This is a genomic window from Streptomyces sp. NBC_01618 (assembly GCF_045209435.1).
Taxonomy (GTDB): Bacteria; Actinomycetota; Actinomycetes; order Streptomycetales; family Streptomycetaceae; genus Streptomyces.
This window is the reverse complement of record NZ_CP109297.1, coordinates 6,561,906-6,587,440: the sequence shown is the minus strand read 5'-3', so window position 1 is coordinate 6,587,440 and position 25,535 is coordinate 6,561,906. Positions and strand designations below refer to the sequence as shown.

General features: G+C 70.4%; 29 protein-coding genes and 1 pseudogene. 8 read left to right on the top strand and 22 right to left on the bottom strand.

Annotation, left to right across the window (positions count from 1 at the left end):
• Nucleotides 1-23: 23 nt before the first annotated feature.
• A complete protein-coding gene (locus OH735_RS30500; RefSeq protein ID WP_406384900.1) occupies nt 24-755 on the bottom strand; it encodes a response regulator in 732 nt (243 codons plus the stop codon).
• Nucleotides 756-997: 242 nt separating this feature from the next.
• Here OH735_RS30500 and OH735_RS30495 point away from each other — a divergent pair, with 242 nt between their 5' ends.
• Nucleotides 998-2,335 carry a globin domain-containing protein gene (locus OH735_RS30495; RefSeq protein ID WP_406384899.1) on the top strand — a complete coding sequence of 446 codons (1,338 nt, stop codon included), beginning with the start codon at nt 998-1,000 and terminating at the stop codon, nt 2,333-2,335.
• Here OH735_RS30495 and OH735_RS30490 read toward each other — a convergent pair.
• Both OH735_RS30490 and OH735_RS30485 read right to left on the bottom strand, forming a co-directional pair.
• Nucleotides 2,286-2,966 carry a vitamin K epoxide reductase family protein gene (locus OH735_RS30490; RefSeq protein ID WP_406384898.1) on the bottom strand — a complete coding sequence of 227 codons (681 nt, stop codon included), beginning with the start codon at nt 2,964-2,966 and terminating at the stop codon, nt 2,286-2,288. The two genes, OH735_RS30495 and OH735_RS30490, sit on opposite strands and share 50 nt — an antisense overlap.
• Entirely contained in the window at nt 2,963-3,442 is a 480-nt protein-coding gene (locus tag OH735_RS30485) for a hypothetical protein (RefSeq protein ID WP_406386808.1), read from the bottom strand. Before OH735_RS30485 ends, OH735_RS30490 begins: the two co-directional genes overlap by 4 nt.
• 227 nt (nt 3,443-3,669) lie before the next feature.
• Here OH735_RS30485 and OH735_RS30480 point away from each other — a divergent pair, with 227 nt between their 5' ends.
• Both OH735_RS30480 and OH735_RS30475 read left to right on the top strand, forming a co-directional pair.
• On the top strand, nt 3,670-4,176 hold the full coding sequence (locus tag OH735_RS30480) for a pyridoxamine 5'-phosphate oxidase family protein (RefSeq protein WP_406384897.1): 507 nt from the start codon (nt 3,670-3,672) through the stop codon (nt 4,174-4,176).
• A 66-nt stretch (nt 4,177-4,242) separates the two neighbouring features.
• Nucleotides 4,243-4,581: a MerR family DNA-binding transcriptional regulator gene (locus OH735_RS30475; RefSeq protein WP_406384896.1), complete on the top strand. Its 339-nt coding sequence runs from the start codon at nt 4,243-4,245 to the stop codon at nt 4,579-4,581.
• 613 nt (nt 4,582-5,194) lie between these two features.
• On the opposite strand, the gene OH735_RS30470 is transcribed toward OH735_RS30475, so the two are convergent.
• From OH735_RS30470 to OH735_RS30425, 10 genes are all read right to left on the bottom strand, one after another.
• Nucleotides 5,195-5,860, bottom strand: coding sequence for a hypothetical protein (locus tag OH735_RS30470; protein ID WP_406384894.1), 666 nt, complete (start codon nt 5,858-5,860; stop codon nt 5,195-5,197).
• A gap of 239 nt (nt 5,861-6,099) precedes the next feature.
• Complete coding sequence (locus tag OH735_RS30465; protein ID WP_406384892.1) at nt 6,100-6,624, bottom strand: hypothetical protein; 525 nt, start codon at nt 6,622-6,624, stop codon at nt 6,100-6,102.
• A gap of 542 nt (nt 6,625-7,166) precedes the next feature.
• A complete protein-coding gene (locus tag OH735_RS30460; RefSeq protein ID WP_406384891.1) occupies nt 7,167-7,310 on the bottom strand; it encodes a hypothetical protein in 144 nt (47 codons plus the stop codon).
• Between the two features lie 36 nt (nt 7,311-7,346).
• Complete coding sequence (locus tag OH735_RS30455; RefSeq protein WP_406384890.1) at nt 7,347-7,937, bottom strand: hypothetical protein; 591 nt, start codon at nt 7,935-7,937, stop codon at nt 7,347-7,349.
• Between the two features lie 14 nt (nt 7,938-7,951).
• Nucleotides 7,952-9,115, bottom strand: coding sequence for an ROK family glucokinase (locus OH735_RS30450; protein WP_406384889.1), 1,164 nt, complete (start codon nt 9,113-9,115; stop codon nt 7,952-7,954).
• Nucleotides 9,116-9,245: 130 nt separating this feature from the next.
• Nucleotides 9,246-10,106, bottom strand: a complete 861-nt coding sequence (locus tag OH735_RS30445; RefSeq protein ID WP_406384888.1) for an ATP-binding cassette domain-containing protein — start codon at nt 10,104-10,106, stop codon at nt 9,246-9,248.
• On the bottom strand, nt 10,103-11,155 hold the full coding sequence (locus OH735_RS30440) for an ABC transporter permease (RefSeq protein WP_406384887.1): 1,053 nt from the start codon (nt 11,153-11,155) through the stop codon (nt 10,103-10,105). The genes OH735_RS30445 and OH735_RS30440 overlap by 4 nt, the downstream gene beginning before the upstream one ends.
• Nucleotides 11,152-12,135, bottom strand: coding sequence for a sugar ABC transporter substrate-binding protein (locus OH735_RS30435; RefSeq protein ID WP_406384886.1), 984 nt, complete (start codon nt 12,133-12,135; stop codon nt 11,152-11,154). The genes OH735_RS30440 and OH735_RS30435 overlap by 4 nt, the downstream gene beginning before the upstream one ends.
• An 86-nt stretch (nt 12,136-12,221) precedes the next feature.
• Nucleotides 12,222-12,431: a hypothetical protein gene (locus OH735_RS30430; RefSeq protein ID WP_406384885.1), complete on the bottom strand. Its 210-nt coding sequence runs from the start codon at nt 12,429-12,431 to the stop codon at nt 12,222-12,224.
• 101 nt (nt 12,432-12,532) lie between these two features.
• Entirely contained in the window at nt 12,533-13,291 is a 759-nt protein-coding gene (locus OH735_RS30425) for a GntR family transcriptional regulator (RefSeq protein ID WP_406384884.1), read from the bottom strand.
• A gap of 137 nt (nt 13,292-13,428) precedes the next feature.
• Between OH735_RS30425 and OH735_RS30420 the strand changes: the two genes are divergently transcribed.
• Entirely contained in the window at nt 13,429-14,481 is a 1,053-nt protein-coding gene (locus OH735_RS30420) for a Gfo/Idh/MocA family oxidoreductase (protein ID WP_406384883.1), read from the top strand.
• 21 nt (nt 14,482-14,502) lie between these two features.
• Here the strand turns inward: OH735_RS30420 and OH735_RS30415 are convergent, their stop codons facing one another.
• The 7 genes and pseudogenes from OH735_RS30415 to allB form a co-directional block, all read right to left on the bottom strand.
• Nucleotides 14,503-14,925 carry a PaaI family thioesterase gene (locus OH735_RS30415; RefSeq protein WP_406384882.1) on the bottom strand — a complete coding sequence of 141 codons (423 nt, stop codon included), beginning with the start codon at nt 14,923-14,925 and terminating at the stop codon, nt 14,503-14,505.
• Nucleotides 14,926-14,969: 44 nt separating this feature from the next.
• Nucleotides 14,970-16,160, bottom strand: coding sequence for a cytochrome P450 (locus OH735_RS30410; protein ID WP_406384881.1), 1,191 nt, complete (start codon nt 16,158-16,160; stop codon nt 14,970-14,972).
• A 149-nt stretch (nt 16,161-16,309) separates the two neighbouring features.
• Nucleotides 16,310-16,576: pseudogene (locus OH735_RS30405) on the bottom strand (sensor histidine kinase); the annotation flags it as partial.
• Between the two features lie 145 nt (nt 16,577-16,721).
• Nucleotides 16,722-17,345 carry a dihydrofolate reductase family protein gene (locus OH735_RS30400; RefSeq protein ID WP_406384880.1) on the bottom strand — a complete coding sequence of 208 codons (624 nt, stop codon included), beginning with the start codon at nt 17,343-17,345 and terminating at the stop codon, nt 16,722-16,724.
• 142 nt (nt 17,346-17,487) lie between these two features.
• Nucleotides 17,488-17,820, bottom strand: a complete 333-nt coding sequence (locus tag OH735_RS30395; RefSeq protein ID WP_406384879.1) for a putative quinol monooxygenase — start codon at nt 17,818-17,820, stop codon at nt 17,488-17,490.
• Nucleotides 17,821-17,887: 67 nt separating this feature from the next.
• Entirely contained in the window at nt 17,888-18,319 is a 432-nt protein-coding gene (locus OH735_RS30390; protein ID WP_406384878.1) for a hypothetical protein, read from the bottom strand.
• 2 nt (nt 18,320-18,321) lie between these two features.
• Entirely contained in the window at nt 18,322-19,665 is a 1,344-nt protein-coding gene (allB, locus tag OH735_RS30385; protein ID WP_406384877.1) for an allantoinase AllB, read from the bottom strand.
• A 373-nt stretch (nt 19,666-20,038) separates the two neighbouring features.
• On the opposite strand from allB, the gene OH735_RS30380 reads away from it, so the two are divergent.
• Nucleotides 20,039-20,839, top strand: coding sequence for an IclR family transcriptional regulator (locus OH735_RS30380; RefSeq protein ID WP_406384876.1), 801 nt, complete (start codon nt 20,039-20,041; stop codon nt 20,837-20,839).
• 144 nt (nt 20,840-20,983) lie between these two features.
• On the opposite strand, the gene OH735_RS30375 is transcribed toward OH735_RS30380, so the two are convergent.
• A complete protein-coding gene (locus tag OH735_RS30375) occupies nt 20,984-21,286 on the bottom strand; it encodes a DUF5955 family protein (RefSeq protein ID WP_406384875.1) in 303 nt (100 codons plus the stop codon).
• 268 nt (nt 21,287-21,554) lie between these two features.
• Here OH735_RS30375 and OH735_RS30370 point away from each other — a divergent pair, with 268 nt between their 5' ends.
• Complete coding sequence (locus OH735_RS30370; protein WP_406384874.1) at nt 21,555-22,187, top strand: NTP transferase domain-containing protein; 633 nt, start codon at nt 21,555-21,557, stop codon at nt 22,185-22,187.
• Nucleotides 22,188-22,421: 234 nt separating this feature from the next.
• The gene (gene aceB / locus OH735_RS30365; RefSeq protein WP_406384873.1) at nt 22,422-24,041 is read left to right on the top strand and encodes a malate synthase A; all 1,620 of its coding nucleotides are present in this window, start codon (nt 22,422-22,424) and stop codon (nt 24,039-24,041) included.
• Here the strand turns inward: aceB and OH735_RS30360 are convergent.
• The gene (locus OH735_RS30360) at nt 23,996-24,307 is read right to left on the bottom strand and encodes a hypothetical protein (protein WP_406384872.1); all 312 of its coding nucleotides are present in this window, start codon (nt 24,305-24,307) and stop codon (nt 23,996-23,998) included. The two genes, aceB and OH735_RS30360, sit on opposite strands and share 46 nt — an antisense overlap.
• Nucleotides 24,308-24,458: 151 nt before the next feature.
• On the opposite strand from OH735_RS30360, the gene OH735_RS30355 reads away from it, so the two are divergent.
• Nucleotides 24,459-25,520 carry an amidohydrolase family protein gene (locus tag OH735_RS30355; RefSeq protein ID WP_406384871.1) on the top strand — a complete coding sequence of 354 codons (1,062 nt, stop codon included), beginning with the start codon at nt 24,459-24,461 and terminating at the stop codon, nt 25,518-25,520.
• The last annotated feature ends 15 nt before the right edge of the window (nt 25,521-25,535 follow it).

The window sequence follows — 25,535 nt, the reverse complement described above, 5'->3', positions numbered from 1 at the left end:
GAGTGCCTGTCAGCTTCCCGGGGTCAAGGGCACCCCTGGCGGTCCTTGACCCGGCCGACGAGCATCGCGGCCTGGATCCGGCGGCCCACGCCCAGTTTGGCGAGGATCGAGGAGATGCGGTTCTTGACGGTCTTCTCGGCCAGGAAGAGACGTTCCGCGATCTCACGGTTGGTGAGGCCCTCGCCGATGAGATCCAGGATCTGCCTCTCCCTGGGCGTGAGTCCGTCCAGTTCCGATGCCTCCGACGCCTTGGCCGCGGTTCGCTGGGTGCCCCGCAGCCGTGCCATCACGCGGGCAGTCGTCCGTGGATCGAGCATCGAGGTGCCTGACGCGACCGTGCGTACGGCGGCGATCAGATCGGCTCCGTTGATCTGCTTCAGCACGTACCCCGCAGCGCCCGCCATGATGGCGTCGAACAGCGCCTCGTCGTCATCGAACGACGTCAGCATCAGGCAGGCGAGTTCGGGCATCAGGGCACGCAATTCCCGGCATACCTCGATACCGGCGTGGTCACCACCTCGGTCGTCGCCGAGGCGTACGTCCAGTACGGCGACCTGCGGTCTGCTGGCCGGTACGCGGGCCAGCGCCTCCCGGGCGTCGGACGCCTCGCCGACGACCTCGATGCCGTCCTCGGCTTCCAGCAGATCGCGTACGCCGCGCCGTACGACCTCGTGGTCGTCCAGGATGAAGACGCGTACGGGGGCCGCGGACTGCGACGGGGTCGTGCTCAGTGGGGACTTCGCGGACTCGTTCACATCATGCTCGATCGGTTCGGGGAGAGGGCCGGAACCAGTATGTGCCCGTCCGCGGGCCTGTTCCCGCCGGGGTGCCGCAGCATGGCAAACGGTGCTTGAACAGGGCCGAAAGGCCCTGTGGCCGGGGCCGGTCAGCGGGCTGGACGCGGTGCCATACTTGGCGCCGCCAAGATCGTCCGGGCGCCACGGACATCTCCCTTACCCGGCCACCCCACTGCGCTGCACCAAGGAGTCACCGGCCCATGAACACCCCGAGCGAGGACTACCACGCACTGCTCGCACGGCATGACGCGATGCGGCTGCGACGTCGCATCCTGGCCCCGTCCGGCAGCCGTCCCGAACCGTGGAGCGCCAAGGCCCCGCAGGCGTACGACGGAACGGCCGACCAGCTGCTGATCAGCGACTCGCTACCACTGGTGAACCCGCTGGAGGAGCTGATCGCCGAGCTGTACAGGCTGCTGTTCGAGCGGCATCCGTATCTACGGTCGTTGTTCCCCGAGTCGATGGCGTTCCAGCAGGTCCATCTCGTAAGGATCTTCCGCTATCTGATCGGCAATCTGCACCGTACGGACGAGATGATCGGCGTCTTCGGGCAGTTGGGGCGCGACCATCGCAAGCTCGGTGTGCGCCCCGCGCATTTCGAGGCCTTCGAGGCGGCGCTGGTCGAGGCGCTGCGCGTGCGCGCGGGCGCCCGGTGGACCAGTGCGCTGGAGCATGCCTGGCTGCGGATGCTGCGGCTGGCTGTTTCGGCGATGGTCAGGGGCGCGGACGAGGCGATCGCCGAACCGCCCAGCTGGGAGGCGACAGTGACCTCGCACGAACTCCGCACGCCCGATCTCGCGGTGCTGCGGGTACGGCCCCATCAGTCCTACGCCTTCGAGGCCGGGCAGTACGCGTCCTTGGAGTCGCCGCTGCTGGAACAGGCATGGCGTCCCTACTATCTGGCCCGCGCGCCGCATCCGGACGGCGAGCTGGAGTTCCATGTACGGGCCCGGGGCGCCGACGGGGTGAGCGATGCGCTGGTGCACGGCACGCGGGAGGGCGGCGCCGTCCGTCTGAGCGCCCCGCGCGGCGCGCTGGCGCTGCCCGATCACACTCCGTCCGCGGACATCCTGCTGATCGCCTCCGGTACGGGCTGGGCTCCGATGAAGGCGCTGCTCCAGGGGATCGACGCCGACCGGTCCCGTGCGCACCGGGTACGACTGCTGCTGGGTCTCGCCGCGCCGGAGGAGGGGGCGGCGGCCGAAGGGATGTACGACGCGGCGTATCTGGAGGCGTTCCGGCGCGGACGCCCCTGGCTGACCGTCATCGCGGCTGATGCGACGGATGCCCGCTTCGCGGGTGCCGGGCTGCGGGCCCTGAACGGAATACTGACCCCGCGTCCCGGGGCCGCCGCCCGGCAGCACGCCTTTCTGGCCCTGGCCCCCGAGGCCTCCACGACCGGGCCGGCGCGGGCCGTCGCCGAGCGGCTGGTCGCCGCCGGAGTACCGGCCGCGCACATCCATCACGAGACCACCGGCATCGTCGCGGTCACAGAAACGTCTGCCAGTACGACCAGAACCGGGTTGCTATCAGCATGACGACGGCCAGGCACCAGGTCACCGGCACCACGAGCGGGAACTCCAGCACCGCCGCGACCAGGGCGCGTGGGGCGGGCAGAACGCCATGGCGCAGATTGTGCACCGTGGTGTGCCAGAACATGAAGATGGTGGCCACCCACACGAGCACGCACCACAGGCAGAGGGCGCCTATGTCGTACAACGCCTGCGTCATCAGCCACATGCAGAAGCCGACGCCGAACAGCGTGCCGAGGTTCAGCCCCAACCAGTACCAGCGCCGATAGCGTGCGCCTGCAAGCAGGCCGGCGCCGGTCCCCATCACCACCCCGAAGGCGACCAGCCCGATGAGCGGGTTGGGAAAGCCGAACACCGACGCCTGCTCGCTGCGCATCACATTCGTGCAGGACACCACGGGGCTCAGCGAGCAGGCGGGCACGAAGCCGGGGTCGGCGAGCAGTTCGAACTTGTCGATCGTGATGACGAACGAGCCGAGCAGCCCGAGCGCGGCGGTGATCACCAACAGCCACCCGAACCCCCGCCTCGCCCCGGCGTACTCCCGGTCGTAGCCCGTCCCGGACGCACTGGCGCAGACCCGGTCGTCGGCCTCGGATTCTTCCGCCGTCCTCCCCGCCCCACGCTCCGACAGTTTCATGTCCGCCCCCGTACACAACCGTCCGGCCAGACGACCTCCACCCGGATTCCTCGCGCACGCGCGAAGGCAACCAGATGTGCGGTGGCGTCCCGGCCGTCCGACGGCGATCCGTCCCACACGGCGAGCACGGTTCGGCACGTCTCCACCAGACGTTCATCAGCGCTGACACACGCGTTGCGGTCGGCCGGATCGAAAGCCAGCAGCCGTATGTGTTCGGCCAGGACCAGCAGTTCGCCTGCGGCCGGCCGGTCCCGCGCGGGCAGCACGGCGGGAACAGCGCCCTGGGCCGGCAGCAGCACTGTCAGCTTCCGCCCGGCCTCCCGAGCGGCCCGCCCGAACACCAGCGGCAGCCCCGCTCCGGCCCGCACCAAGGCGGCCGCACCCTCTGCCAAGCGGTCCAGCCGCGCTCTCAGTTCAGCTTCCACCAGTTCCAGGGTTCTCTTGCTGAGGTCTCTGTGCCCGACGACTGCGATCACCACGTTTCCCTCCTGCGCGCACCCGCACCGTCCGAACGCTCCCGCACGCCACGGCCCGGCCCGGCCCGGCCCAGGAGCCGATACTCGACCGGCCCGCAGCATGCGATGCACCGCAGTGAACCCATCGGAGGTCCGACGCCGCTAGGGCCGTTCGACCCTGGCGTGGGAACGGCGCCACACGTTGTACTCGTACGGCAGGCGAGCAGACCAGGAGACGAGGCAGCCCCATGAGCTACTCATGCCATCAGTCGCCCCAGCCGTCGGTGCGCACGGCTGCGACCACACCATCGGCGGCGGCACCGTTTTCGGATTCGGCGGCCACCGGTCCGCGCCGCACGATCGAGTTGACAGGTACCCAGGCACTGAGCCTGCTCGGCAGGACGTCGCTCGGGCGGATCGTCTTCACTCAGCGCGCGCTGCCCGCCATCCGACCGGTGAACCATCTGCTGGACCACGGTCAGATCGTCATCCTGACCCATCAGGGCTCGGATCTGTTCGCCCAGGCCCACGACCATGGCGATCGGGGAGTCGTGGTCGCCTACCAGGCCGACGACATCGATCCGCTGACTCATCTGGGCTGGAGTGTCGTCGCCACGGGGTACTGCCGCCCGGTCGCCGATCCGGACGCGCTGACGCGCTATCAGCGGCTGCTCCGCCCCTGGTCGGGCCCAGTGATGAACTGTGCGGTACGCATTCGTCCACATCTGGTCACCGGAATCCGGCTGGCCGTCTGAATTCCGGCGGGGCTGCGTCGTCCCACGCTCTCTCGAACAGGTCTCACCAACTGTCTCACCGACTGTGTGGACTCCCCGGACCATGAGGTCCTGACCTGGCACTATGCTCCCGCCCTGGATCGGCCGGACGCCCCTGGACAGTCGCTGAGGCCGCGCGGGCTGCGGGGTCTGCACGGGCTGCAGGGTATTCATGTCACTGGCGTCGCTCACTCGCTCCAGGTTGGTGAGCGCCTGGCTCGTCGCCATGGCCTGTCCACGCAGGCGGTCCGCAATTACGAGGACGCCGGCATCATCCCATCGGCCCACCGCAGCCGGACGGGGTACCGGGACTGCACCGCCACTCATGCCGCCGGCCTCGCGGTCTACCCGGCGCTCGTCCCTGCCTTCGGCTACTCGACCAGCTGACGCATCATGCATGCCGTCACCGGCGGCCAGCTCGACGAAGCACTGCGCAGACAGACTGCCCCCCTGCTCGGCGGTGACGGAGCGCCCAGGAGAGCGGAGCTGTGCCCGCTCCCACCTCACCCGCCACGTGCCCGGCGGCTGACTGGTCCGGGCTCCGGCTTGGTGCCTGGTGAAGGTGGTCGGTTTACTCGGCAGGGAGCCGCCGGGGGTCCGCGTACATGCGTGCTCGACTCCTGGTTCACCGGGCACTTTCCGTACGGGCCCGATCCCTGATGCGGCCCACTGCTGTTCGAGTGCGGTCATGACCGCGTGGGCGATTGCTTCGTCGGCGCGGTGATGCCGAGGACGACAAGCCCGGGCTCGCTGAGGTACTGCGCGTGGATCGGTTCCATGCCCGTACGGCTGTACACCGCCCTCGTCGACGCTTCCACGCACGTCCGCGGTCCTGAGCTGGATGTTCCGAGAAGGGATATCCTCAGGGCTGGGGCGTCGGACGAAATCCCGGCCCGATTACGGCGGGCCGGGATTCTGTGTTGTGCGTCTGGCCGGAGGGCCCCGGCCCGATTACGGCGGGCCGGAGTTCTCCAGCATGCGCATCAGGCGATTGCTGGATTTAGTAATCGCCGAATTCGCCGAATTCGCCGCCCTCGCCCCTCTCGTTGTGGTGGCGCTTGATGACGCGGAAGCTGGCGATGACTCCGTTCTTGACCTTCACGCCGCCATTCATCTCCTCGTGGTCCTTCTTCCCGTGGTGCTTCTTCTCGTGGTGCTCGCCCTTCTCGTGGTGCTCGCCCTTCTCGCAGTTTTCGTCCTCGTCCTCGCGCCCGCTCTTGCCCGGGCAGACACCGTTGGCGGAGCTGTGCGGGCCGACGGTGGCGATGGGAGCGCCGTTGTCGCACACGGCTCCGCGGAAGACCTCTACCTCGTTGCGGCTGTCGTTGCGGATGTTGAAGCTATTGGCGCCCAGGCCGCTGACGACGGTGATGCAGCCGTCGGGGCGGCCGGAGTATTCGCGCTCGTTGATGTGGATCCGGCCCTCGTAATGGCGCCTGCCCTCGCGCTCGTTGCCTCCGCGCTCGTTGCCCCGGCGCTCGTTGCCTTCGTTGCCCTTGCCGTTGTTGCCGCCTTCCCCGCCCATGAGGGCCTGGGCGGGGACGGCGGCCGGGGCCACCTGGGCCTGGGGGGAGGGGACGGCGGAGGCGTAGGTGATGCCGGTCGCGGTCAGTGCCGCGGCGGCCGCGACGGCCGTGGCGATCGCGTGGGAACGGGTCATGATCATGTCGTTTTCTCCTTCTCGGACTCAGAGACAGTCCCGCTGTGACAGCCGGTGCGTGATTGAACGTACTAACACCTCTTATTCCTGTCATATCGGGCAAGTCGGGACCCCTGGTTTCGTGGGGCCGATCGGGTACGCAGAGCCCCTTTTTGCCACTCCGAAGAGAGCTGACGAATCATCAAAAAGGCTTCTGACTTGGGAAGTTGAAAGACCATTAGCCCTTGCAGGTGATCTTCTGACGTCTACTCACCCGATGTGGCGGTGGGTCGCCAGAAAGTGTCGGCAAGTCGCTGCTTGACATGTGGCCTGTCGTAGGTTCCAAGGAGGCCACGTGAACGGTGGCTGTCCGACGAACGTGACCGCGCACAGCAGGGTTCGTCCAGGCCGGACGGTGACCAATGCCGGCGGGCACGGCCTACCCGCCGCGGCCTGGGCCGACCGTCCCGAGGACCCGAGCGGGCAAGCGCCAGGGCCTGTCCGGGCACGATGACCATCTGCATCGCGCGGAGCAGTGGTTGATCGAACCCGGTCTGGAACTTGTCCGCGGCTGTCATGACGCGGTAATTCGGCTCGGCGAACGCCTCGGCCAGGTCCGGTCCGACCCCCGGGTTCATCTTGACCTCGAAGACCTCATCGTGGATGCCGTACTCCGGGTCGTCCAGAGTGCCGGAGAACGCCACCAAGGTGCCCAGGTCGTACGCCTTGGACTTGTTGTACTTGTCGATCGCCAGCTTGCAACGCAGCGCGTGCTTGCGTTCCGAGGTCAACCGCCCGGACGAGGCTGAACGCCGCCGGATCGGCAAGCCTGATCCCATCGACGCCGACGCCGCCGCCCGCGCGGTCGTGTCCGGCCGGGCCATCAGTGCCCCCAAGGGCGATGCCGTCACCGGAATCCGGGCTCTGCACAACGCGGCACGATCCGCCATCAGAGCCCGCACAACGGCGCTGAATCAGATCGGGCACATCCTGATCAGCGCGCCCGACGGCATCCGCACGAAATACGAAGTGCTGCAGGGCGACAAACACATCGACGCCCTGGCACGCTTCCGCGCCGGCAACGATCCTGTCCATGCCCCGGTCCTGACCGCCCTGCTCGCACTCGCCAGGCACGTCCAGAACCTGACCGAGGAACACGCCACCCTGACCGGGGAGTTGGACGCCCTGGTCACGCGGCTCAACCCCGGCCTGCGCGCCGCCTATGGCGGCTCGCCCATCTGTGTCAGGCCCGCCGCGGCGACCGTGTCGACGATGTCCTTTCGGACTGTGGCCGCCGTCGCCTCGGCTGCGCGGGCTGCGGGGCGGGTGCGGGCTACACGGGCTCCAGGGCCGGGACGGCCTGCACGGTCTGCGGCACCGGGACCGGGGCCGGAACCGGGGCGGGTGCCGCGACCGGCTGCACGGGCTGCGGGGTCTGCACGGGCTGCAGGGTATTCATGTCACTGGCGTCGCTCACTCGCTCCAGGTTGGTGAGCGGCCTGTCGGCTCCCGGTCAGGGGGTCGCCGCGGATACGACATAGACGACAGGGTTCATCGGATCGGTCATGTTCACGGTGATGTCCTGGGTGGGCCGCGGGGCCTTGTTGGTGTGCGTGGTGCCCGCCCACTGGATGCCCGGGTCGAAGCTCCAGCCGGAGATCTCCTGGTCGCGGGGGCCGATGCTGACCTTGCCCGTCACCAGCTCGGCGCGGCCGCTGCCCATCCGGCTCAGGAACCGGTCGAGCCCGGCGGACGTGGTGCGGAACTCCACGTACAGGCGGCTGGCCTTCCAGTTGTTGGTTTCGTAGTACTGCACGTCCAACGAGTTGCCGGGCATCGGCAGCTCGAAGATCCGGCGCTGCATCCGGGACGGCCAGCCCTCCCGGAGCCCCTGTGCGGAGGCCTCGGCCTCCTTGTTCTGGCCGGAGCGGCGGCTCTGGCCCGCGGAGATCAGCAGATAGCCGGCCGGGATGCCGATGAGCAGCACGATGATGGTCGCCGTGACCAGACGGCGGCGGATCATCCGGCGCCGGTCCTGGGGCGGCCTTTCGTCGTCGGGCGGCGAGGACTGGCGCGGCAGGACGGGGTGCTCGACTGCGGTCATGTCTGTGGAGATCCCTAGGAGGTGCGGGTGTTGCGCGTGTTCCGGATGGTGCTCGCGGCCTGGTCGTAGATCTGCGCGTACCGCTCGTACCGCTCGACGCGGCGACGGTTGGTACGGCGGAATCTGCGGGCCACCAGCCGGGCCAGGTCGGCGGCGCCGACCATACCTGCCTCCGGGCCGAGCTGCGCCTTCGCGATCCGGGCCTCGGGGCGGTAGCCGCGACCCGTGAGATGGCGCTTGAAGGCGTCCCTGGCGGGGCCGATCAGCAGGTCGTCGGCGGCGCTGACGCCGCCTCCGATGACGAAGCACGAGGGGTCGAGCGCGGCGGCCAGATTGGCGATGCCGACGCCGAGCCACTGGCCGATGTCCTGGAGGAGCTCGACGCACATCGCGTCGCCCTCGCGGGCCAGTTCGGTGATGAGCGGCCCGGTGATGTCAGGGATGTTGCCCTTGACCCGCTCGATGATGCCGTGCGCCACCGGGGAGTCGGCCGCGGCCAGTTCCTTGGCCTCGCGGACGAGGGCGTTGCCGGAGCTGTACTGCTCCCAGCAGCCACGGTTCCCACAGGGGCAGCGGTGCCCGCCGGGCACCACCTGCATGTGGCCGAACTCACCGGCGACTCCGTACTTGCCCCGCTTGACCTGGCCGTCCTCCAGGATCGCACCGCCGATGCCGGTACCGAGTGTGATCATGACGAGGTGGTCCTCGCCGCGGCCCGCTCCGAAGCGCCACTCCGCCCAGGCGGCGGTGTTGGCGTCGTTGTCGACCATGACGGGGACGACGAGGCGGGAGGCGAGGGCGTCGCGCAGGGGTTCGTCGCGCCAGGCGAGGTGCGGGGCGAACAGCACCTTGGAGCGGTCCGCGTCGACCCAGCCGGCCGCCCCGATGCCGACGGCGTGCACATCGTGCCGGTCGGACAGATCCAGGACCAGCTCGACGATGGTGTCCTCGACGACCTTGGGGCTCTTGGACTTGTCCGGCGTCTCGACGCGCAGCTGCTCCAGGATGTTGCCGTCGGCGTCGACGACACCGGCCATCACCTTCGTACCCCCGATGTCGATGCCGACGGTGGGAACCCGCGGCGCCGTGAGGTGCGAGCGCCGCTCCCGGGTGCCCACGGTCCGCAGGACGGTGGCGCGGGCGGAGCCGCGGTGGGTGAAGTCGCGGTACGTGCTCATCGTCCCTGCGGGGTCTGGGGGGCCGGGGCGGTGCTCCCGGCGGCGGACGGCGCCCGTCGGGCTCGATTCTGCCACTGCCGGAGGCGGCGCGGTCGGCGCAACCGTCGGCCGGGTCCCGTACCGGTCCCGGCTACCGCGGGTCGTCGGTGACCGGATGGCCGCCGAGATGGGTCGGCCCCGGGGCCCGCTCCAGCTCCTGGCCGAGCTCCTCCAGCTCGCTGCCGCCCGCCATCTGGCGGGTCAGTTCGTCCAGCGTGATGCTCGACCGGGTGTGGCTGCCGGCCATGGCTCCCCGCTTGAGCAGGACGAACCGGTCACCGACGAGATACGCGTGGTGCGGGTTGTGCGTGATGAGGACCACGCCGAGGCCGGCGTCGCGGGCGGCGGCGACGTACTTGAGGACGACCCCGGACTGCTTGACGCCGAGCGCGGCGGTCGGCTCGTCCAGGACGAGGACCTTCGCGCCGAAGTACACGGCCCGCGCGATGGCTACGCACTGGCGCTCGCCGCCGGAGAGCGTGCCGATCGGCTGGTCGACGTCGCGCAGGTCGATGCCCATGCGCAGCAGCTCGGCGCGGGTCGTCTCGCGCATCAGCCGTACGTCGAGGCGCTTGAAGGGGCCCGCGCCGGTGGTCGGCTCGGAGCCGAGGAAGAAGTTCCGCCAGACCGGCATCAGGGGGACGACGGCCAGGTCCTGGTAGACCGTGGCGATGCCGCGGTCCAGCGCGTCGCGCGGATTGGCGAGGTTGGTCTCCTCGCCGTCGATGAGGAAGGTTCCCGCGTCGTGCCGGTGCAGCCCTGCGATGATCTTGATCAGGGTGGACTTGCCGGCGCCGTTGTCGCCGAGGACACAGGAGATCTCTCCCGCGTGGACCTCCAGCGAGACGTCCTGGAGCGCCTTGATGTTGCCGTAGAACTTGCTGACGTGGTCCAGCTCGACGAGCGCCCGGTGGGACGTCCGCCCGTCGGCCGGTGCCTGGGGGGCCGTCATTTCGTCGCCTCCGCGCGCTTGCGTACCCATGCGTTGAGCAGGGTGGCCAGGAGCAGCATGGCTCCGAGGAAGAACTTGAACCAGTCCGGGTTCCACTCCGCGTACACGATGCCCTTGCTGGTCATGCCGAAGATGAAGGCACCGACCGCGGAGCCGATCGCGGAGCCGTAGCCGCCGGTGATCAGGCAGCCGCCGATGACGGCCGCGATGATGTAGATCAGTTCGTTGCCGACGCCCTCGCCGGACTGCACCACGTCGTACGAGAACAGCAGATGCTGCCCGGAGACCCAGGCGGCGAAGGCGACCCCGAGGTAGAGCCCGATCTTGGTACGGATGACCGGGACGCCGACCGCGCGGGCCGCGTCGGCCTCGCCGCCGACCGCGAAGATCCAGTTGCCGAAGCGGGTGCGGAGCAGGATCCAGGTGGCGATCGCGACGAGCACGGCCCACCACAGGATGGTGACCTTGAACTCGACGCCGCCGATGGTCCACTGCGAGGCGAAGACCTGACGGGCCGAGTCGAAGCCCTCCATGTCGCCGATGGACTTCGTCGACACCGTCCCGCTGATCAGCTTGGTGAAGCCCAGATTGAGGCCGGTCAGCATCAGGAACGTGCCGAGCGTGATGATGAAGCTCGGCAGTTTGGTACGGGTCAGCATGAAGCCGTTGAACGCCCCGATGGCCAGTGTGACCAGCAGCGACACCAGGACACCGACCCAGACGTTGGCCGTCATCTGGTAGCTGAACATCGACGAGATCAGCGCGGAACTGGTGACCAGGACACCCGCGGAGAGGTCGAACTCGCCGCCGATCATCAGCAGCGCCACCGGCGCGGCCATGATCCCGATGGTGGAGGCCGCGTACAGCACCGTGCCGAGGCTGGAGGCGCGCAGGAAGCTGTCGGCGACGATCGAGAAGAAGATGAAGACGGCCGCGGCGCCGACCACCGAACCGAGCTCGGGGCGGCCGAGCAGTCTGCGCAGCGGTGAGGTGCGCAGCAGCCGCTCGTCGGCCGCGGCCGGGGCGGGTGGGCCGATGACGGTGCTCATCGGGTCCCCCGCTTCGTGTATTGCGCCAGCTCGGCGGCGTCCTTCGAGGTGATGATCTGCGGCCCGGTGAGGACCGGGCGGCCACCGCCGAGCACGTTGCCGTTGTAGCGGTAGAGCCAGAGCAGGTCGACGGCCTCGTACCCCTGGAGGTAGGGCTGCTGGTCGACGGCGAAGCCGAGGCTCTTGTCCTGGAGGGCGTCGGCGACCTTGGCGTTCAGGTCGAAGGTGTCGATCTCGGCCTTGCTGCCCGCGGTCTTCTTCGCCTTGACGGCGGCGTCCGCGAACGGCGCCCCGAGGGTGACGACCGCGTCGATGCCCTTGTCGGCCTGGAGCTTCGCCTCGATGGACGCCTGGACGTCGGGCATGTTGGTGCCCTCGACGTACAGGTTCTGCATCTGCCCGTCGAACGTCTTCTTCGCTCCGGCGCAGCGCTGCTCGTGGCCGACGTTGCCCTGCTCGTGCAGGATGCACAGTGCCTTCTTGCGGCCGCGTGCGTTGAGCTCGTCGCCGACCGCCTCGCCCGCGATGGACTCGTCCTGGCCGATGTGGGTGAGCGCGCCGAACTGCTTGGACTCCGCGGAGCCCGAGTTCACCGTGATCACCGGGATGCCGGCCTTGGTGGCCTTGGCGACGACGTCCTTCATCGCGTCGGGCTTGGCGAGCGTGACGATCAGCCCGTCGACCTTCTGGTCGATGGCGGCCTGGACGAGCTGGGCCTGCTGCTGGGCCTCGTCGTTGTGCGAGTACAGGAACTTGATGTTGTCCTTGACAGCCGCCTGTTTCGCACCGCTCTGGACGATGTCCCAGAAGGTGTCGCCGTCGCCCGAGTGGGTGACCATGGCGAAGGTCCAGCGGGGCGTGGTCACCGCGGACCGGCCCTCGGCGGCAGCCCGGACCGCGCGCTCCTCCGCCCGCTTGCCGCCGGTGCTGCTGCATCCCACCAGGGAAGCCCCCAGCACCGCCGCAAGCACGGCGCCCATCGCACGTACCCCTGTCCGAACCCTTGCCACGACGCCGTGCCCTTCTTGTGCTGCTCGCTGTGCTCTTTGGTGGGGCCGGGGACGATTCACGCGCTGCCCGGCTGGCCAAGTATCCCCGAGCCGGCGACGGCGCCGCCCGGCAGGGGCGGGGCAGGTGCGCGGGCACCGGGTGTGCGCGGCGCTGCGCGGGAGAGACATCGGGCGCCGCGCGCGGTGCATTCCTCCAGCTGCGGTACGTCGTCGGCGGTGACGATCGCCGGGCTGGTGAGCACGGGCCCTACAGGAACGGTACGCATGGTGGGTCCGCCTTCTGTCCCGGCCGCCCGAGTGCGGCTGGGTGAGTTCTAGCGGCAGGCGTACGAGACGTCAACGGGGCCGTGGGGCCGTGGGGCCGTCGTCACCGTACGAGCAGCTGAAATTCGAAGGAGTAGCGCGAGGCCCGGTAGATGTGGGAGCCGAACTCGACCGCGCGCCCGGTGTCGTCGAAGGTGGTGCGCTCCATCGTCAGCACGGCGGCGCCCTGCGTCTCGGCGAGTTTGGCCGCCTCCTCGGCGGTGGCGAGCCGGGCGCCGACGGTCTGGCGGGCGCTGTGCAGGGTGATGCCGGCGCCCCGCATCATCCGGTAGAGGCCGGTGGTCTCCAGCCGTCCGGTGTCGAGGTCGACGACCCCGGGGGGCACGTGGTTGCGCAGGAGTGCCAGCGGCTCGTCGTGCGCGTACCGCAGCCGTTCGACGAGGTGTACGTCGGTGCCCGCCGCGATTCCGAGGGCGTCGGCGACGTCGGCTCCGGCGGGTTCGACGGTGTTGCGCAGGACGCGGGTCGTGGGGTGCCCGCCCGCCGCCTCCAGGTCGTCGTACAGGCTGCTCAGTTCGAGCGGGCGGCGGACCCTGCTGTGCACGACCTGGGTGCCGACGCCGCGACGGCGGACCATCAGGCCCTTGTCGACCAGTGACTGGATGGCCTGGCGGACGGTGGGCCGGGACAGGCCGAGCCGGGCCGCGAGCTCGATCTCGTTGCCGAGGAGGCTGCCGGGGGCGAGCCGGCCCTGCTCGATGGCCGCTTCCAGCTGCTGGGCCAGTTGGTAGTAGAGCGGAACCGGGCTGGTGCGGTCCACGCCGAGCTCCAGCGCGGCGGGGTCGGTGGTGGGTTCGGGCACGCGTGGAGGGTATCCCCCGCATCAGAACCTCCGGTAGTCAGGTCGTTCTGTTGTCCGGACAGCATGAACACCGAACAAGCCGCCTCTTGTCAGGACATACGGTTGACAGCGCAGTCCGGGGGCGTCACGTTGGGTCCATGCGCATCGGACTCATCGGCACCGGACGGATCGGTTCCTTCCACGCGGGCGTGCTGGCCCGCCATCCCGAGGTGGACGCCCTGGTGGTGACGGACACCGACCGGGCGCGGGCGGCCGAGGTCGCGGACCGCGTCGGCGCGACGGCCGCGGACAGCGCCGCCGAGGTGTTCGGCGCGGGTGTGGACGCCGTGGTGATCGCGTCGGCCACGTCGGCGCACGCGGAGCTGATCGGGCAGGCCGCGCGGGCGGGACTGCCCGCGTTCTGCGAGAAGCCGATCGCCCTGGACCTGCCGGGGACGCTGAGCGCGCTGCGGGCGGTCGAACGGGCGGGAAGCGTCCTCCAACTGGGCTTCATGCGCAGGTTCGACGCCGGGTACGGGGCGGCGCGCGCCGCCGTGCGGGCAGGGGCGCTGGGGCGGCTGCACACCGTGCGGGCGATGACGATGGACCCCGCGCCGCCGCCCGCCGCGTATCTGCCGCTCTCCGGGGGGCTGTACCGGGACTGCCTGGTCCATGACTTCGACATGCTGCGGTGGGTGACGGGCCGTGAGGTGACCGAGGTGTACGCCACCGGGTCGGACGCCGGGCCCGAGATGTTCCGGGCGGCCGGCGACGTCGACACGGCGGCGGCCCTGCTCACTCTCGACGACGGCACTCTGGTCACGGCGACGGCCACGCGCTGCAACGGCGCCGGTTACGACGTACGGATGGAACTGGCGGGCGAGCTCGGCCAGATCACGGTCGGCCTGGACGACCGTACGCCGCTCACCTCGGCCGAGCCGCAGGGCCCCGCCGCACCGCACAGCCCCTGGCCGGGTTTCCTGGAACGGTTCGGCGCGGCGTACGAGGCCGAACTGGACGCGTTCGTACGGGTGGTGCGGGGCGTGCTGCCCAATCCGTGCGACGGCCGGGAGGCGTGGTACGCGCTGCTGATCGCGGAGGCGTGCGAGGTGTCCCGCCGTGAGCGGCGCCCCGTGGAGATCGCGGAGGTCGCGAAGATCGCCGGGGGCACCGCCGCCCGTCCGGGGGGAACCGCCCGCCCCTCCTCGTGACGCGGCGGCGGTCCGGGCGGTTCAGGAGGTCGACGCGGCGGACAGTACGGTGCCTTGCGCGACCGCGCAGAGCGTCCTCGCTCCGTCCTCGCCCGCGGCGAACAGCTCACAGCGGACCACGGCCTGGCGGCGGCCGGTGTGCACGACGTCGGCGTGGGCGATGAGGGTGCGGCCGGTGGCGGGCCGGATGTACTGGATGGAGAAGCCGCCGGTCAGTACGGCCGGGCCGAGCGTCGTTCCGGCGGCGAAGGTGATCGAGTTGTCGGCGGCGTAGGCCAGGACTCCCCCGTGCAGAAAGCCGTTCTGCTGCTGGAGTTCCTGCCGGATGTCCACTTCGAGGGTGGCCGCGCCGTCCCCGAAGGCGGTGATCCGGGCCCCGACGAGCCCGCTGAACGGCTGGCTGTCGAGAACCTTCTGTGCCATCTGCAAGTCAAGTCCGGTCATGACAGAGGTTATCAGGCCCCCCCCAATTGCCGGTCGGCCCTGCCTCACCAGCGGACGGGCAACCGTCGCACCCCCCGGATGAGCAGGCCGGGGATCCAGTCGAACTCGCCCCCGTCCGCGTCCAGTACGAGGCCGGGGCACCGGTCCAGCAGTGTGCGGATCGCGATCCGGCCCTCCATCCGGGCCAGGGGGGCGCCCATGCAGAAGTGGCTGCCGTGCCCGAAGGCCAGGTGCCCCTGGGCGTCGCGGCGGATGTCGAAGGTGTCCGGTCGCGCGTAGCGGCCGTGGTCGCGGTCGGCGCCCGCCAGGGAGACCAGGACCGGCTCGCCCGCCGGGATGACCCGGTCACCGATCTCGATCTGTTCGCGGGGGTAGCGGAACGTGGCGGTCTCCACCGGGCCCTCGTAGCGCAGCATCTCCTCGACCGCGCCGTCGATCAGGCCGGAGTCGGCGCGGAGGGCGGCCAGTTGGTCCGGGTGGTCGAGCAGTGCGCGTACCCCGTTGACGATCAGGTTGACTGTGGTCTCGTGGCCGGCGACGAGCAGCAGGAACGCCATGCCCACGAGCTCGTCGGGGGACAGTCCGTCCCCCTCCTCGTCGCGGGTCCGGACCAGCGCGCTCATCAGGTCGTCACCGGGCGAGCAGCGCTTGTCCTCGATGAGTTCGGCGAGATACGCCCCCATGGCGGCCACCGTCTCGGCCGCCTCCTGCGGTGTGGCCGGATGGATGACGCCGTTCGACAGCCGGCGGAACACCTCGCGGTCCAGGTCCGGCACGCCGATCAGTTCGCAGATGACGGTCATGGGCAGCGGGAAGGCGAGCGCGTCGACGAGATCGGCGTGCCTCGACGGCACCATCGCGTCGAGGAGTTCGTCGGTGATCTGCTGGACGCGCGGGCGCAGGGCCTCGATGCGGCGGGCGGTGAACTCGCGGGCGACGAGTTTGCGCAGCCGGGTGTGGTCGGGTGCGTCGAGCTCCAGCATGTTGGCGAAGATCGGGGCGCTCTGGGCGGGCGCGCCGGGCAGCCGACGCCAGTCCTTGCCGAGCCGCTGATCGGCCAGGGCCGCGCGGGCCTCGTCGTACCCCACCACGAGCCAGACCCGCTCGCTGACGTCGGTGCGGACGGTGTGCACGGGACCCGCGGCGCGCAGCTTCGCGTAGTACGGATACGGATTCGCGGTGAAGCCCTCGACCCCGCGCAGATCGACATCGACACGGTCACTGGCATCGGACATGGGATCGCCCCTCCCGGTCTGAACGGCCCGATCGTCTCGGACCGACCGGTTCAGCCTATGCCGCCGGTTTCCGCACCGCCGTCGAGCGGGCCCGTGTCATGCGCCGACGACGCGATCCGGCCACGGCTGTTGGCGTCGAGCCGTGGCGGCCCGACCGGCCACCGCCGCCGCACCCACAGGGAGCAGCAGGCGGCCGCCCCGATCAGGGAGTCGACGAGGACGACGCCGTCGAAGAGGGTGCGGCCGGCGTCGATCGGCGCCGCCGCGAGCAGCCCGATTCCCGCCGCGAAGAGGAACGCGGTGATGTCGACGGCCCAGTCCCGCACGGTGCGTCGGGAGCGGCCGCCCCGGTCGCCGGGGAGCTCGGGGTCGGCCATCGCCGAGGGCAGCGACCAGGAGTACTCCGCACGCGTCATGGGTGTGGGAACGCGCGGGCACGATGTGGAGACCTTGCCGGATCACACGCGGAGCGATCACCGTACCGGGCGGTACCCGGCCCCGGGAATACCTGTCTCGGCTGCCGCGCCCCGCCTCAGGTGTCCGCGGCGGGTGAACCGCGTCTCACTGGTCGAGGGCGAAGGAGCCGAACCGCGCCCGGCCGGTGGGCCGGTAGGTGTGGATCGAGATGCCGTTGGGCGTCGTGCGCGCCTCGATCTGTTCGAACGCCGTGGGCAGCCCGCCGTCCGGGAAGAGCCGGCGGCCCCGGCCGAGCACGACCGGGTAGAAGAGGAGGTTGTACTCGTCGATCAGGTCGTGCGCCATCAGGTAGCGGGCGAGAGCGCCGCTGCCGTGGATCTGGAGTTCGCCGCCCTCCGTCCGCTCCTTGATCCGGGCGACTTCCGCGACGACGTCCGTGGCGACGACGGTCGTGTGCTGCCAGTCCGGCTTCTCCAGGGTGGTCGACACGACGTACTTGGGGTACGTGTTGAGACGGCTTGCGACCGGGTCCCCGGGGTCGGTCACCCTGGGCCAGTGCGCGGCGAAGATGTCGTACGTACGACGGCCCAGCAGGAACGCCGCCACCCGGTCGAACACCTCGGTCATGAACTGATTCATGCCCTCGTCCGCGAACGGCACGAGCCAGCCGCCATACTCGAACCCCCCACTGGTGTCCTCGTCGGGGGTGCCCGGCGCCTGCATGACACCGTCGAGGGTGAGGAAGGTGGTCAGGGTCAGCTTCGCCATGATCATTCTCCTGGTCCGGAAACGGTCGCTTCCCTCTTGAGACCCCACCTCCGTCCGGAACTCATCGGCACACCCGGCGGGGCCGCCGGACGGCAGCCCGGACCGGCGAGGGCTCCGGGGAACGGCAGCACCGACGTACCCGTCACCGCGGGCCGCGCGGGGCGAGTTCCGTCATCCGGGACCAACCCTCGCCCGGCACCTCGACGTTGATGATCTCCGGAGTCTCGGCGACGAGATCCGCCATCGTGTCCATCGCCGCGGCGAAGTGCTGCGACTTCACATGGGCCTCCCCGGCCTCGGGGGAGGCGAATGCCTCCAGCAGGACGAACTGGTCCGGGTTCTCGACGCTGTACGACCACTCGAAGAACAGATTGCCGGGCTCTTTCCGGGTGGCGAGGGTGAAGTCCTCGACGGCCGGGAGCCAGTTGTCGCGTTCGGTGGTATGGACGGTGAATTTGACGGCGATGAAGATCATGCCGTCAGTTTCCCATATGCCGTGAATGAGGACGGATCAGGCACACCCGGGTAGCGCCGGACGGGCGCTACCCGCCGAGTTCGCGGTGGCGCGCGGCCAGCCGGGTGGCACCCTCCTCGGTCGGTGACCCGAACAGCCGCAGCCGGGAGATGCCGCCGTCCGGGAAGATGTCGATCCGGACGTGCGTGGCCCGCACCGCGTCCGGCAGGACGAAGCGGTGGTTCGTGTCGGGCTGCAGCCGGGTCCGGGGCAGCACCCCGTCCATGATCTGGCCCTTGTGGCCGAAGCGCTCGGGGTCGAACTGGGCGGGCTCCGGCTTCAGCAGGTTCTCGCGCTCGGCGAAGAACTCGTCGTTGGCGGCGATCACCCCGGCGCCGAGCCGCCGGTCGGCGAGGTCGACGAGGCCGGTGAAGGGGAGGTCGGCGGTGCGGTAGTCGGCGTACGGGTCGCCGCCGCCGTACGGGTTCGCGTCGCCGGTGAAGCGGGCTGTCGCCGTCATGGTCACTGATTCCTTTCGAGGAGGCGGCCGGTGGGTTCGCCGACGGTGCCGTCCACCGCGATCCGCTGCCCGCGCAGCCACGTCGACTTCACGACGCCGTGCAGGGTCTTGCCGGCGTAGGCGGTGACCTGGTTGCGGTGGAAGAGCTCGGCGGGGTCGACGGTGAAGGTCTCGTCGGGGGCGAGGACCGCGAAGTCGGCGTCGCGGCCGGCTTCGATGGCGCCCTTGCGGGTCAGCCCGGCCAGTTCGGCGGGGGCGGCGGACATCCAGCGGACGACGTCGTCGAGCGAGTGGCCGCGCCCCCGGGCCTCGGTCCAGATGGCGGGGAGACCCAGCTGGAGGGAGGAGATGCCGCCCCACGCGGAGGCGAAGTCCGGCGTCTTGAGGTCGGCGGTGCACGGCGAGTGGTCCGAGACGACGCAGTCGATCGTCCCGTCGGCCAGGCCCTCCCACAGCGCGTCCTGGTTGGCGGCCTCCCGGATCGGCGGGCAGCACTTGAACTCCGTGGCGCCGTCCGGGACTTCCTCGGCGGTGAGGGTGAGGAAGTGCGGGCAGGACTCGACGGTGACCCGTACCCCCTCGCGCTTGGCGGCGGCGATCACCGGCAGCGCGTCGCCGGAGGACAGATGCAGCACATGGACCCGGGCGTTCAGCCGCCCGGCGTGCGCGATGAGCCCCTCGATCGCGGTGTTCTCGGCGTCCCGAGGCCGGGAGGCGAGGAAGTCGGCGTACGCGGGTCCGCTGCGCTGCGGGGCGGAGGCCAGCTGGTGCGGGTCCTCGGCGTGCACGATCAGCAGCCCGCCGAAGCCGGAGATCTCGGCCATGGACCGGGCCAGCTGCTCCTGGTCGAGCTCGGGGAACTCCTCGACGCCGGAGGGCGAGAGGAAGCACTTGAAACCGAAGACCCCGGCCTCGTGCAGCGGACGCAGGTCCTTGAGGTTGGAGGGGATCGCCCCGCCCCAGAATCCGGTGTCGATGTGCGCCTTGGGCGCTGCCACCTGCTGCTTGGTGCGCAGGTGCGGGACGGTGGTGGTCGGCGGGAGGGAGTTGAGCGGCATGTCGAGCAGGGTGGTGATGCCGCCCGCCGCCGCGGCGCGGGTGGCGGTGTGGAAGCCCTCCCACGCGGTGCGGCCCGGGTCGTTCACATGGACATGGGTGTCGACGAGTCCGGGCAGCAGGACGTCGTCACCGAAGTCCTCCAGCCGGACACCGGCCGGCACCTCGGTGTCGTACGGCAGGACGGCGTCGATTCTCCCCCCGGCGACGGCGACCACTGCGGGGCGCGTCCCGTCCGGGGTGACGACACGCGTCGAGCGCAGTACCAGTTTCACGTCCGCACCGGACACCCGTGCTCCTCACTTCGGACTTTCGACCGCTGACGAATTCAACGAACTGTTGAACGAACTGTTGAAGGAGTCTTCACTCGGGATTCGGGCCCGTCAAGACCCCACTTTCCTCGCCCGACGGCAGTCGGACCACCCGGAGGCGCGAGTGGAGATTTCCACAAAGTAAAAGACAGATTTCGGAGTGTGGAACGTAACATGGGACCAGTGCGGCACCACGGAATGGCCCCGCTGACTGCAGACACCGGGACAAAGGGGCTCTGACCGGCCAGGACTCCGCACCCGGAGCAGTGCGCCGATCGGGAACCGACCGGTAGTCTGCTGGGTGCCTCGCCCGGCGAGGCACCCGCTCTTCCGCCTCGAAAGGACCGTTGACGTGCCGTCGTCCCACGCCAGCACATCCGACTCCAAGCCCGCCGCCTCCAGCGGCGGCGTGCAGTCCCTTGAGCGCGCCTTCGATCTGCTGGAGCGGATGGCGGATGCCGGGGGCGAGGTCGGGCTGAGCGAACTCTCCACGAGCAGCGGGCTTCCGCTGCCGACCATCCACCGCCTGATGCGCACGCTGGTGGTGTGCGGATACGTGCGCCAGCAGCCGAACCGGCGCTACGCACTCGGCCCGCGTCTGATCCGGCTCGGCGAGTCCTCCTCCCGGCTGCTCGGCACCTGGGCCCGCCCGTACCTCGCGCGCCTGGTCGAGGAGACCGGCGAGACCGCGAACATGGCGCTGCTCGACGGCGACGAGATCGTGTACGTGGCGCAGGTGCCGTCCAAGCACTCGATGCGCATGTTCACCGAGGTGGGCCGCCGGGTCCTCCCGCACTCCACGGGAGTCGGCAAGGCACTGCTGGCGCACACGCCCCCGGAAGAGGTACGGGCCCTGCTCGCCCGCACCGGAATGCCGGCCGCCACCGAGAAGACGATCACCACGCCGGACGACTTCCTCGACGCGCTGGAGCAGGTCCGCAGGGTCGGCTACGCGGTCGACGACAACGAGCAGGAGATCGGGGTGCGCTGTCTGGCGGTCTCCGTACCCAACTCCCCCACGTCGGCCGCGATTTCGATCTCGGGCCCGGCGGGCCGGGTGACGGAGGCGGCGACGGAGCGGATCGTGCCGATCCTGCAGCAGGCCGCGAAGGAGCTGTCCGACGCGCTGGCCAGCAACGGCTCCACCGGCTGAGCCGCGCCGCCGCGACCGATTCCCGGCCGTCGCGCGCCAGGAGCACGGCGACGGGCAGGGGCGCGGCGGCTGTCAGGAGCGTGGTGGCCGTCAGGAGCGCGGCGGCTGTCAGGTGCACGGTGGCCGTCAGGAGCGCGGCGGCTGTCAGGTGCGCGGTGGTTCGCCGAAGAGATCGACGGCGACGCGTACGTCCCTGAGTGCGGCGGCCAGTGCGCTGACCGAGCCGATCGCCCCCGCGATCAGCAGCAGCGAACGGCGCAGGCGGGGAATCTCCGGCGCGCCACTGATCGCCATCGCGTCCAGCGCGGCCAGCTCGTCCTCGGCGATCCCCCGGTCCGGGAACTCCGCGGGATGCCCCGCCAGCTCGCGGCGGAGCCGGGAGACCGCCGTACGCAGCTCCGCCACTCTCGGATCCTCACCACTGCTGGTCACCCGCGTCTGCCCCACGCTTCGCAACAAAGCACTCCCCCTCGCACATTCTTGTGCCAGTGTTTCGACCGGACCCCGGACCTTGGTCAAGTGTCCGGAGATGCCCGCAAGTTAACGCCATGGCAGGTGCCGAGCGCCACTCCGCGGACGGAATTCAGGGTCTCCCGTAAGGGTGATGCGCACGCCGCTCCATGGACGGCTCGGCGTACGCCGCCGAGCCCGCCTCCCACCGCCCCCGCCGGTCCCCGGTTGCGCGGGCGGGGCGGCTCCGGGGTATCCAGTCCCCATGACTCGAACAACACAGGCCCCGGCCGACAGCGGACGGACCCGGACCCCGGTGATCGCCGGGCTGCTGCTCGCCGCGGGCGGCGGGCGGCGGCTCGGCGGGCGGCCCAAGGCACTGCTCGACCACCGCGGCCGGCCGCTGGTGGAGCACGCGGTACGCGTCCTGCGGGAGGGCGGCTGCGACCGCGTCCAGGTGGTCCTGGGCGCCGCGGCCGACGAGGTGCGCGCACGCGCCGACCTCGGCGGCTGCCCCGTGACCGTCAACCCCGAGTGGGCCAAGGGCATGGGCTCGTCGTTGCGGGCGGGGCTCCGGGCACTGGCCGATACGGGGGCGGACGCGGCGCTCGTGCTCCTGGTGGACCAGCCGGGCATCGGTGCGGACGCGGTGGCGCGGGTGCGATCGGCGTACCGCTCCCGCAGGAGTCTCGCGGCCGCCTCGTACGACGGGGAGCGCGGCCATCCGGTGCTGTTCGGGGCCGACCGGTGGGCGGACGTCGCGGCCGCAGCGGTGGGCGATCAGGGCGCCCGGGCGTATCTGCGGGCGCACCGCGATGCGATCGCGCTCGTCGAGTGTTCCGATGTGGCTCAGGCGTACGACATCGACACGGTGGAGGACCTGAAGCACCTTGAGTGAGTGGACTGGCACGCTGCGCCAGCAACGCACCAATTGTGTCGACCCGGAGAATCTCGACATCAACAAACCATTGAACTTCCACCATGAGGAAACTACTATCCACTGATCAGAAGCCCTCTGCACCTCAGACGGCGACCACGGCCGTATCTCGGAGCCTTGGCACGCCGTGCCATTCCAGGCGACCGGGCGGCCGTGAGACGCCGCCCGCACCGCCCGCTGAAGGAGTGACAGCTCATGTCCGCACCAGCGCCGTCCCCGCTGGCCATCGTCGATGCCGAGCCCCTGCCCCGGCAGGACGAGGTCCTTAACCACGCGGCTCTCGCATTCGTGGCCGAGCTGCACCGGCAGTTCACGCCCCGCCGCGACGAACTGCTCGCCCGCCGGGGCGAGCGCCGCGCCGAGATCGCCCGCACCTCCACGCTGGACTTTCTGCCCGAGACGGCAGCGATCCGCGCGGACGACTCCTGGAAGGTCGCGCCGGCCCCGGCCGCGCTGAACGACCGCCGGGTGGAGATCACCGGTCCGACCGACCGCAAGATGACCATCAACGCCCTGAACTCGGGCGCCAAGGTCTGGCTCGCCGACTTCGAGGACGCGTCCGCCCCCACGTGGGAGAACGTCGTCCTCGGCCAGCTCAATCTGATCGACGCCTTCACCCGTGACATCGACTTCACGGACCCCAGGTCCGGCAAGTCGTACGCCCTGGGGCCCGCCGACGAGCTCGCCACGGTCGTCACCCGCCCCCGCGGCTGGCACCTGGACGAGCGTCACCTCCAGCTCGACGGCACCCCGGTGCCGGGCGCGCTGGTCGACTTCGGCCTCTACTTCTTCCACAACGCCCAGCGCCTCATCGACCTCGGCAAGGGCCCGTACTTCTACCTCCCGAAGACGGAGTCGCACCTGGAGGCCCGCCTCTGGAACGACATCTTCGTCTTCGCCCAGGACTACGTCGGCATCCCGCAGGGCACGGTCCGCGCGACCGTCCTCATCGAGACGATCACCGCCGCGTACGAGATGGAGGAGATCCTCTACGAACTCCGCGACCACGCCTCCGGGCTGAACGCGGGCCGTTGGGACTACCTCTTCTCCATCGTCAAGAACTTCCGTGACGGCGGCGCCAAGTTCGTCCTCCCGGACCGCAACGCGGTGACGATGACCGCCCCGTTCATGCGCGCGTACACCGAACTCCTCGTCCGCACCTGCCACAAGCGCGGCGCGCACGCGATCGGCGGCATGGCGGCCTTCATCCCGTCCCGCCGCGACGCCGAGGTCAACAAGGTCGCCTTCGAGAAGGTCAAGGCCGACAAGGACCGCGAGGCCCACGACGGCTTCGACGGCTCCTGGGTCGCCCACCCCGACCTGGTCCCGATCGCCATGGCCTCCTTCGACGCGGTCCTCGGCGAGAAGCCGAACCAGAAGGAACGCCTGCGCGAGGACGTCTCGGTGGCGGCGGGCGACCTGATCGCCATCGACACCCTGGACGCCAAGCCCACGTACGAGGGCCTGCGCAACGCCGTCGCGGTCGGCATCCGCTACATCGAGGCCTGGCTGCGCGGCATGGGCGCGGTCGCCATCTTCAACCTGATGGAGGACGCGGCCACCGCGGAGATCTCGCGCTCACAGATCTGGCAGTGGATCAACGCGGACGTCGTCTTCGAGAACGGCGAACACGCCACCGCGGACCTGGCCCGCAAGGTCGCGGCCGAGGAACTCGCCGCGATCCGCGCCGAGATCGGCGACGAGGCGTTCGCGTCCGGCAAGTGGCAGCAGGCCCACGACCTCCTGCTCCAGGTCTCCCTGGACCAGGACTACGCGGACTTCCTGACCCTGCCCGCGTACGAGCAGCTGGCCTGAGCCCCGCTGCCCATGCACTGACGACTCCGCCTCCGGCGGTAGACCTCGTAGCCGGTGACCGCCTTGTTGTCGGCGGCCTGCTCCCACATGACGTGCGCGGACGTGGCGCTGCCGGCCCGCGCCGTCACGTGTCCCGGGGTCGTGGGCTTTCGGGTGTCGGCCTCGGGGGCGGAATCGCAGGCGGTGAGCGAGGCGAGGAGCAGGGCGGCAGTGGAGCAGGCCAACGCGGCGGTTGCGTGGGGGCGTTGCACGGTCGTGCCTTCCATCCGGCAACAATGGTCCAGACCTGGATCGCATGGCGCGGGGGTCGCCGACAAAGGGGTGGTGCGGAACGTTCCGCAATGTGCCGGTGTGCGCAGGTGGTCGTGGGTCGGTGATCCGTTGGCAGCAGTGCGGGATGTGACATACGGTCTGCCGATGTTGTGCATACGTGGGGTCGTGCTGCCGGAGCGCGAGGAGCGGGTGTTCTGGATCGACGGCGAGGTGCTTCGCGCGGGCGATCCCCCGGGCGGGCTCGCGGGCCGGGACGCGGAGACGATCGTCGACGGCGGCTGGTTGCTGCCCGGACTCGTCGACGTGCATACCCACCCCGGGGCGCTGGAGCCGGGCGCGCCCTTCGACGAGGAACTGCTGCGCAGACAGTTGGGCGAGCACCGGGACGCCGGAGTGCTCGCGGTGCGTACCCCGGGCACCGCGCAGCGGATGCCCGCCTGGGTGGAGAAGGACCCCGAACTCCCGCGCGTGACCTCGGCAGGGCGCTGGCTGGCCACGCCCGGGCGGTTCTTCCCCGGCGCCGGACGGGATGTGAGCGAGGCCGATTTGGTGCGGGCGGCCGTGGAGGAGGCGGCCGCTTCGTCCGGGTGGTGCAAGGTCATCGGCGACTGGGCCGCCGACGAACCCGCCGTACCGCTCGCGCTGCTGACCTCGGTGGTGGAGGCGGTGCACGCGGCCGGGGGCAAGGTGGCGGTGCACTGCCAGACCGCCGAGGGCACCCGCAATGCCGTACTCGCGGGCGCCGACAGCCTGGAGCACGGTATGCATCTGGACCCGGCGCTGCTGGACCGGATGGCGGCGCAGAGCACGGCGTTCGTCCCGACGCTGAGCGCCTTCGGCGCGAACGTGGACGAGATGCGGGCCCGGGAGCCGGGCGTGCGCCGTGATCTGTGGCTGGCCGGCTGGGACACCATGCTCGGCAATGTGCGCGCGGCCCACGAGGCGGGTGTGACGGTGCTGGCGGGGACGGACTCCTTCCCGTGCGGGACCGTCGCGGGCGAGCTGACCTGGCTGCAGCGGGCCGGGCTGCCGGCCGAGGCGGCGCTCGGTGCGGCGTCCTGGACGGCGCGGTCCTGGCTGGGGCTGCCCGGTCTGGTGGACGGCGCGCCCGCCGACCTCGTCGCGTACGACACCGACCCGACCCTGGACCCGGCCGCGCTGGATCATCCGAGCCGGATCGTGCTCCGGGGACGCGTCGTGCGCTGAGCGATGAGTTCCGGG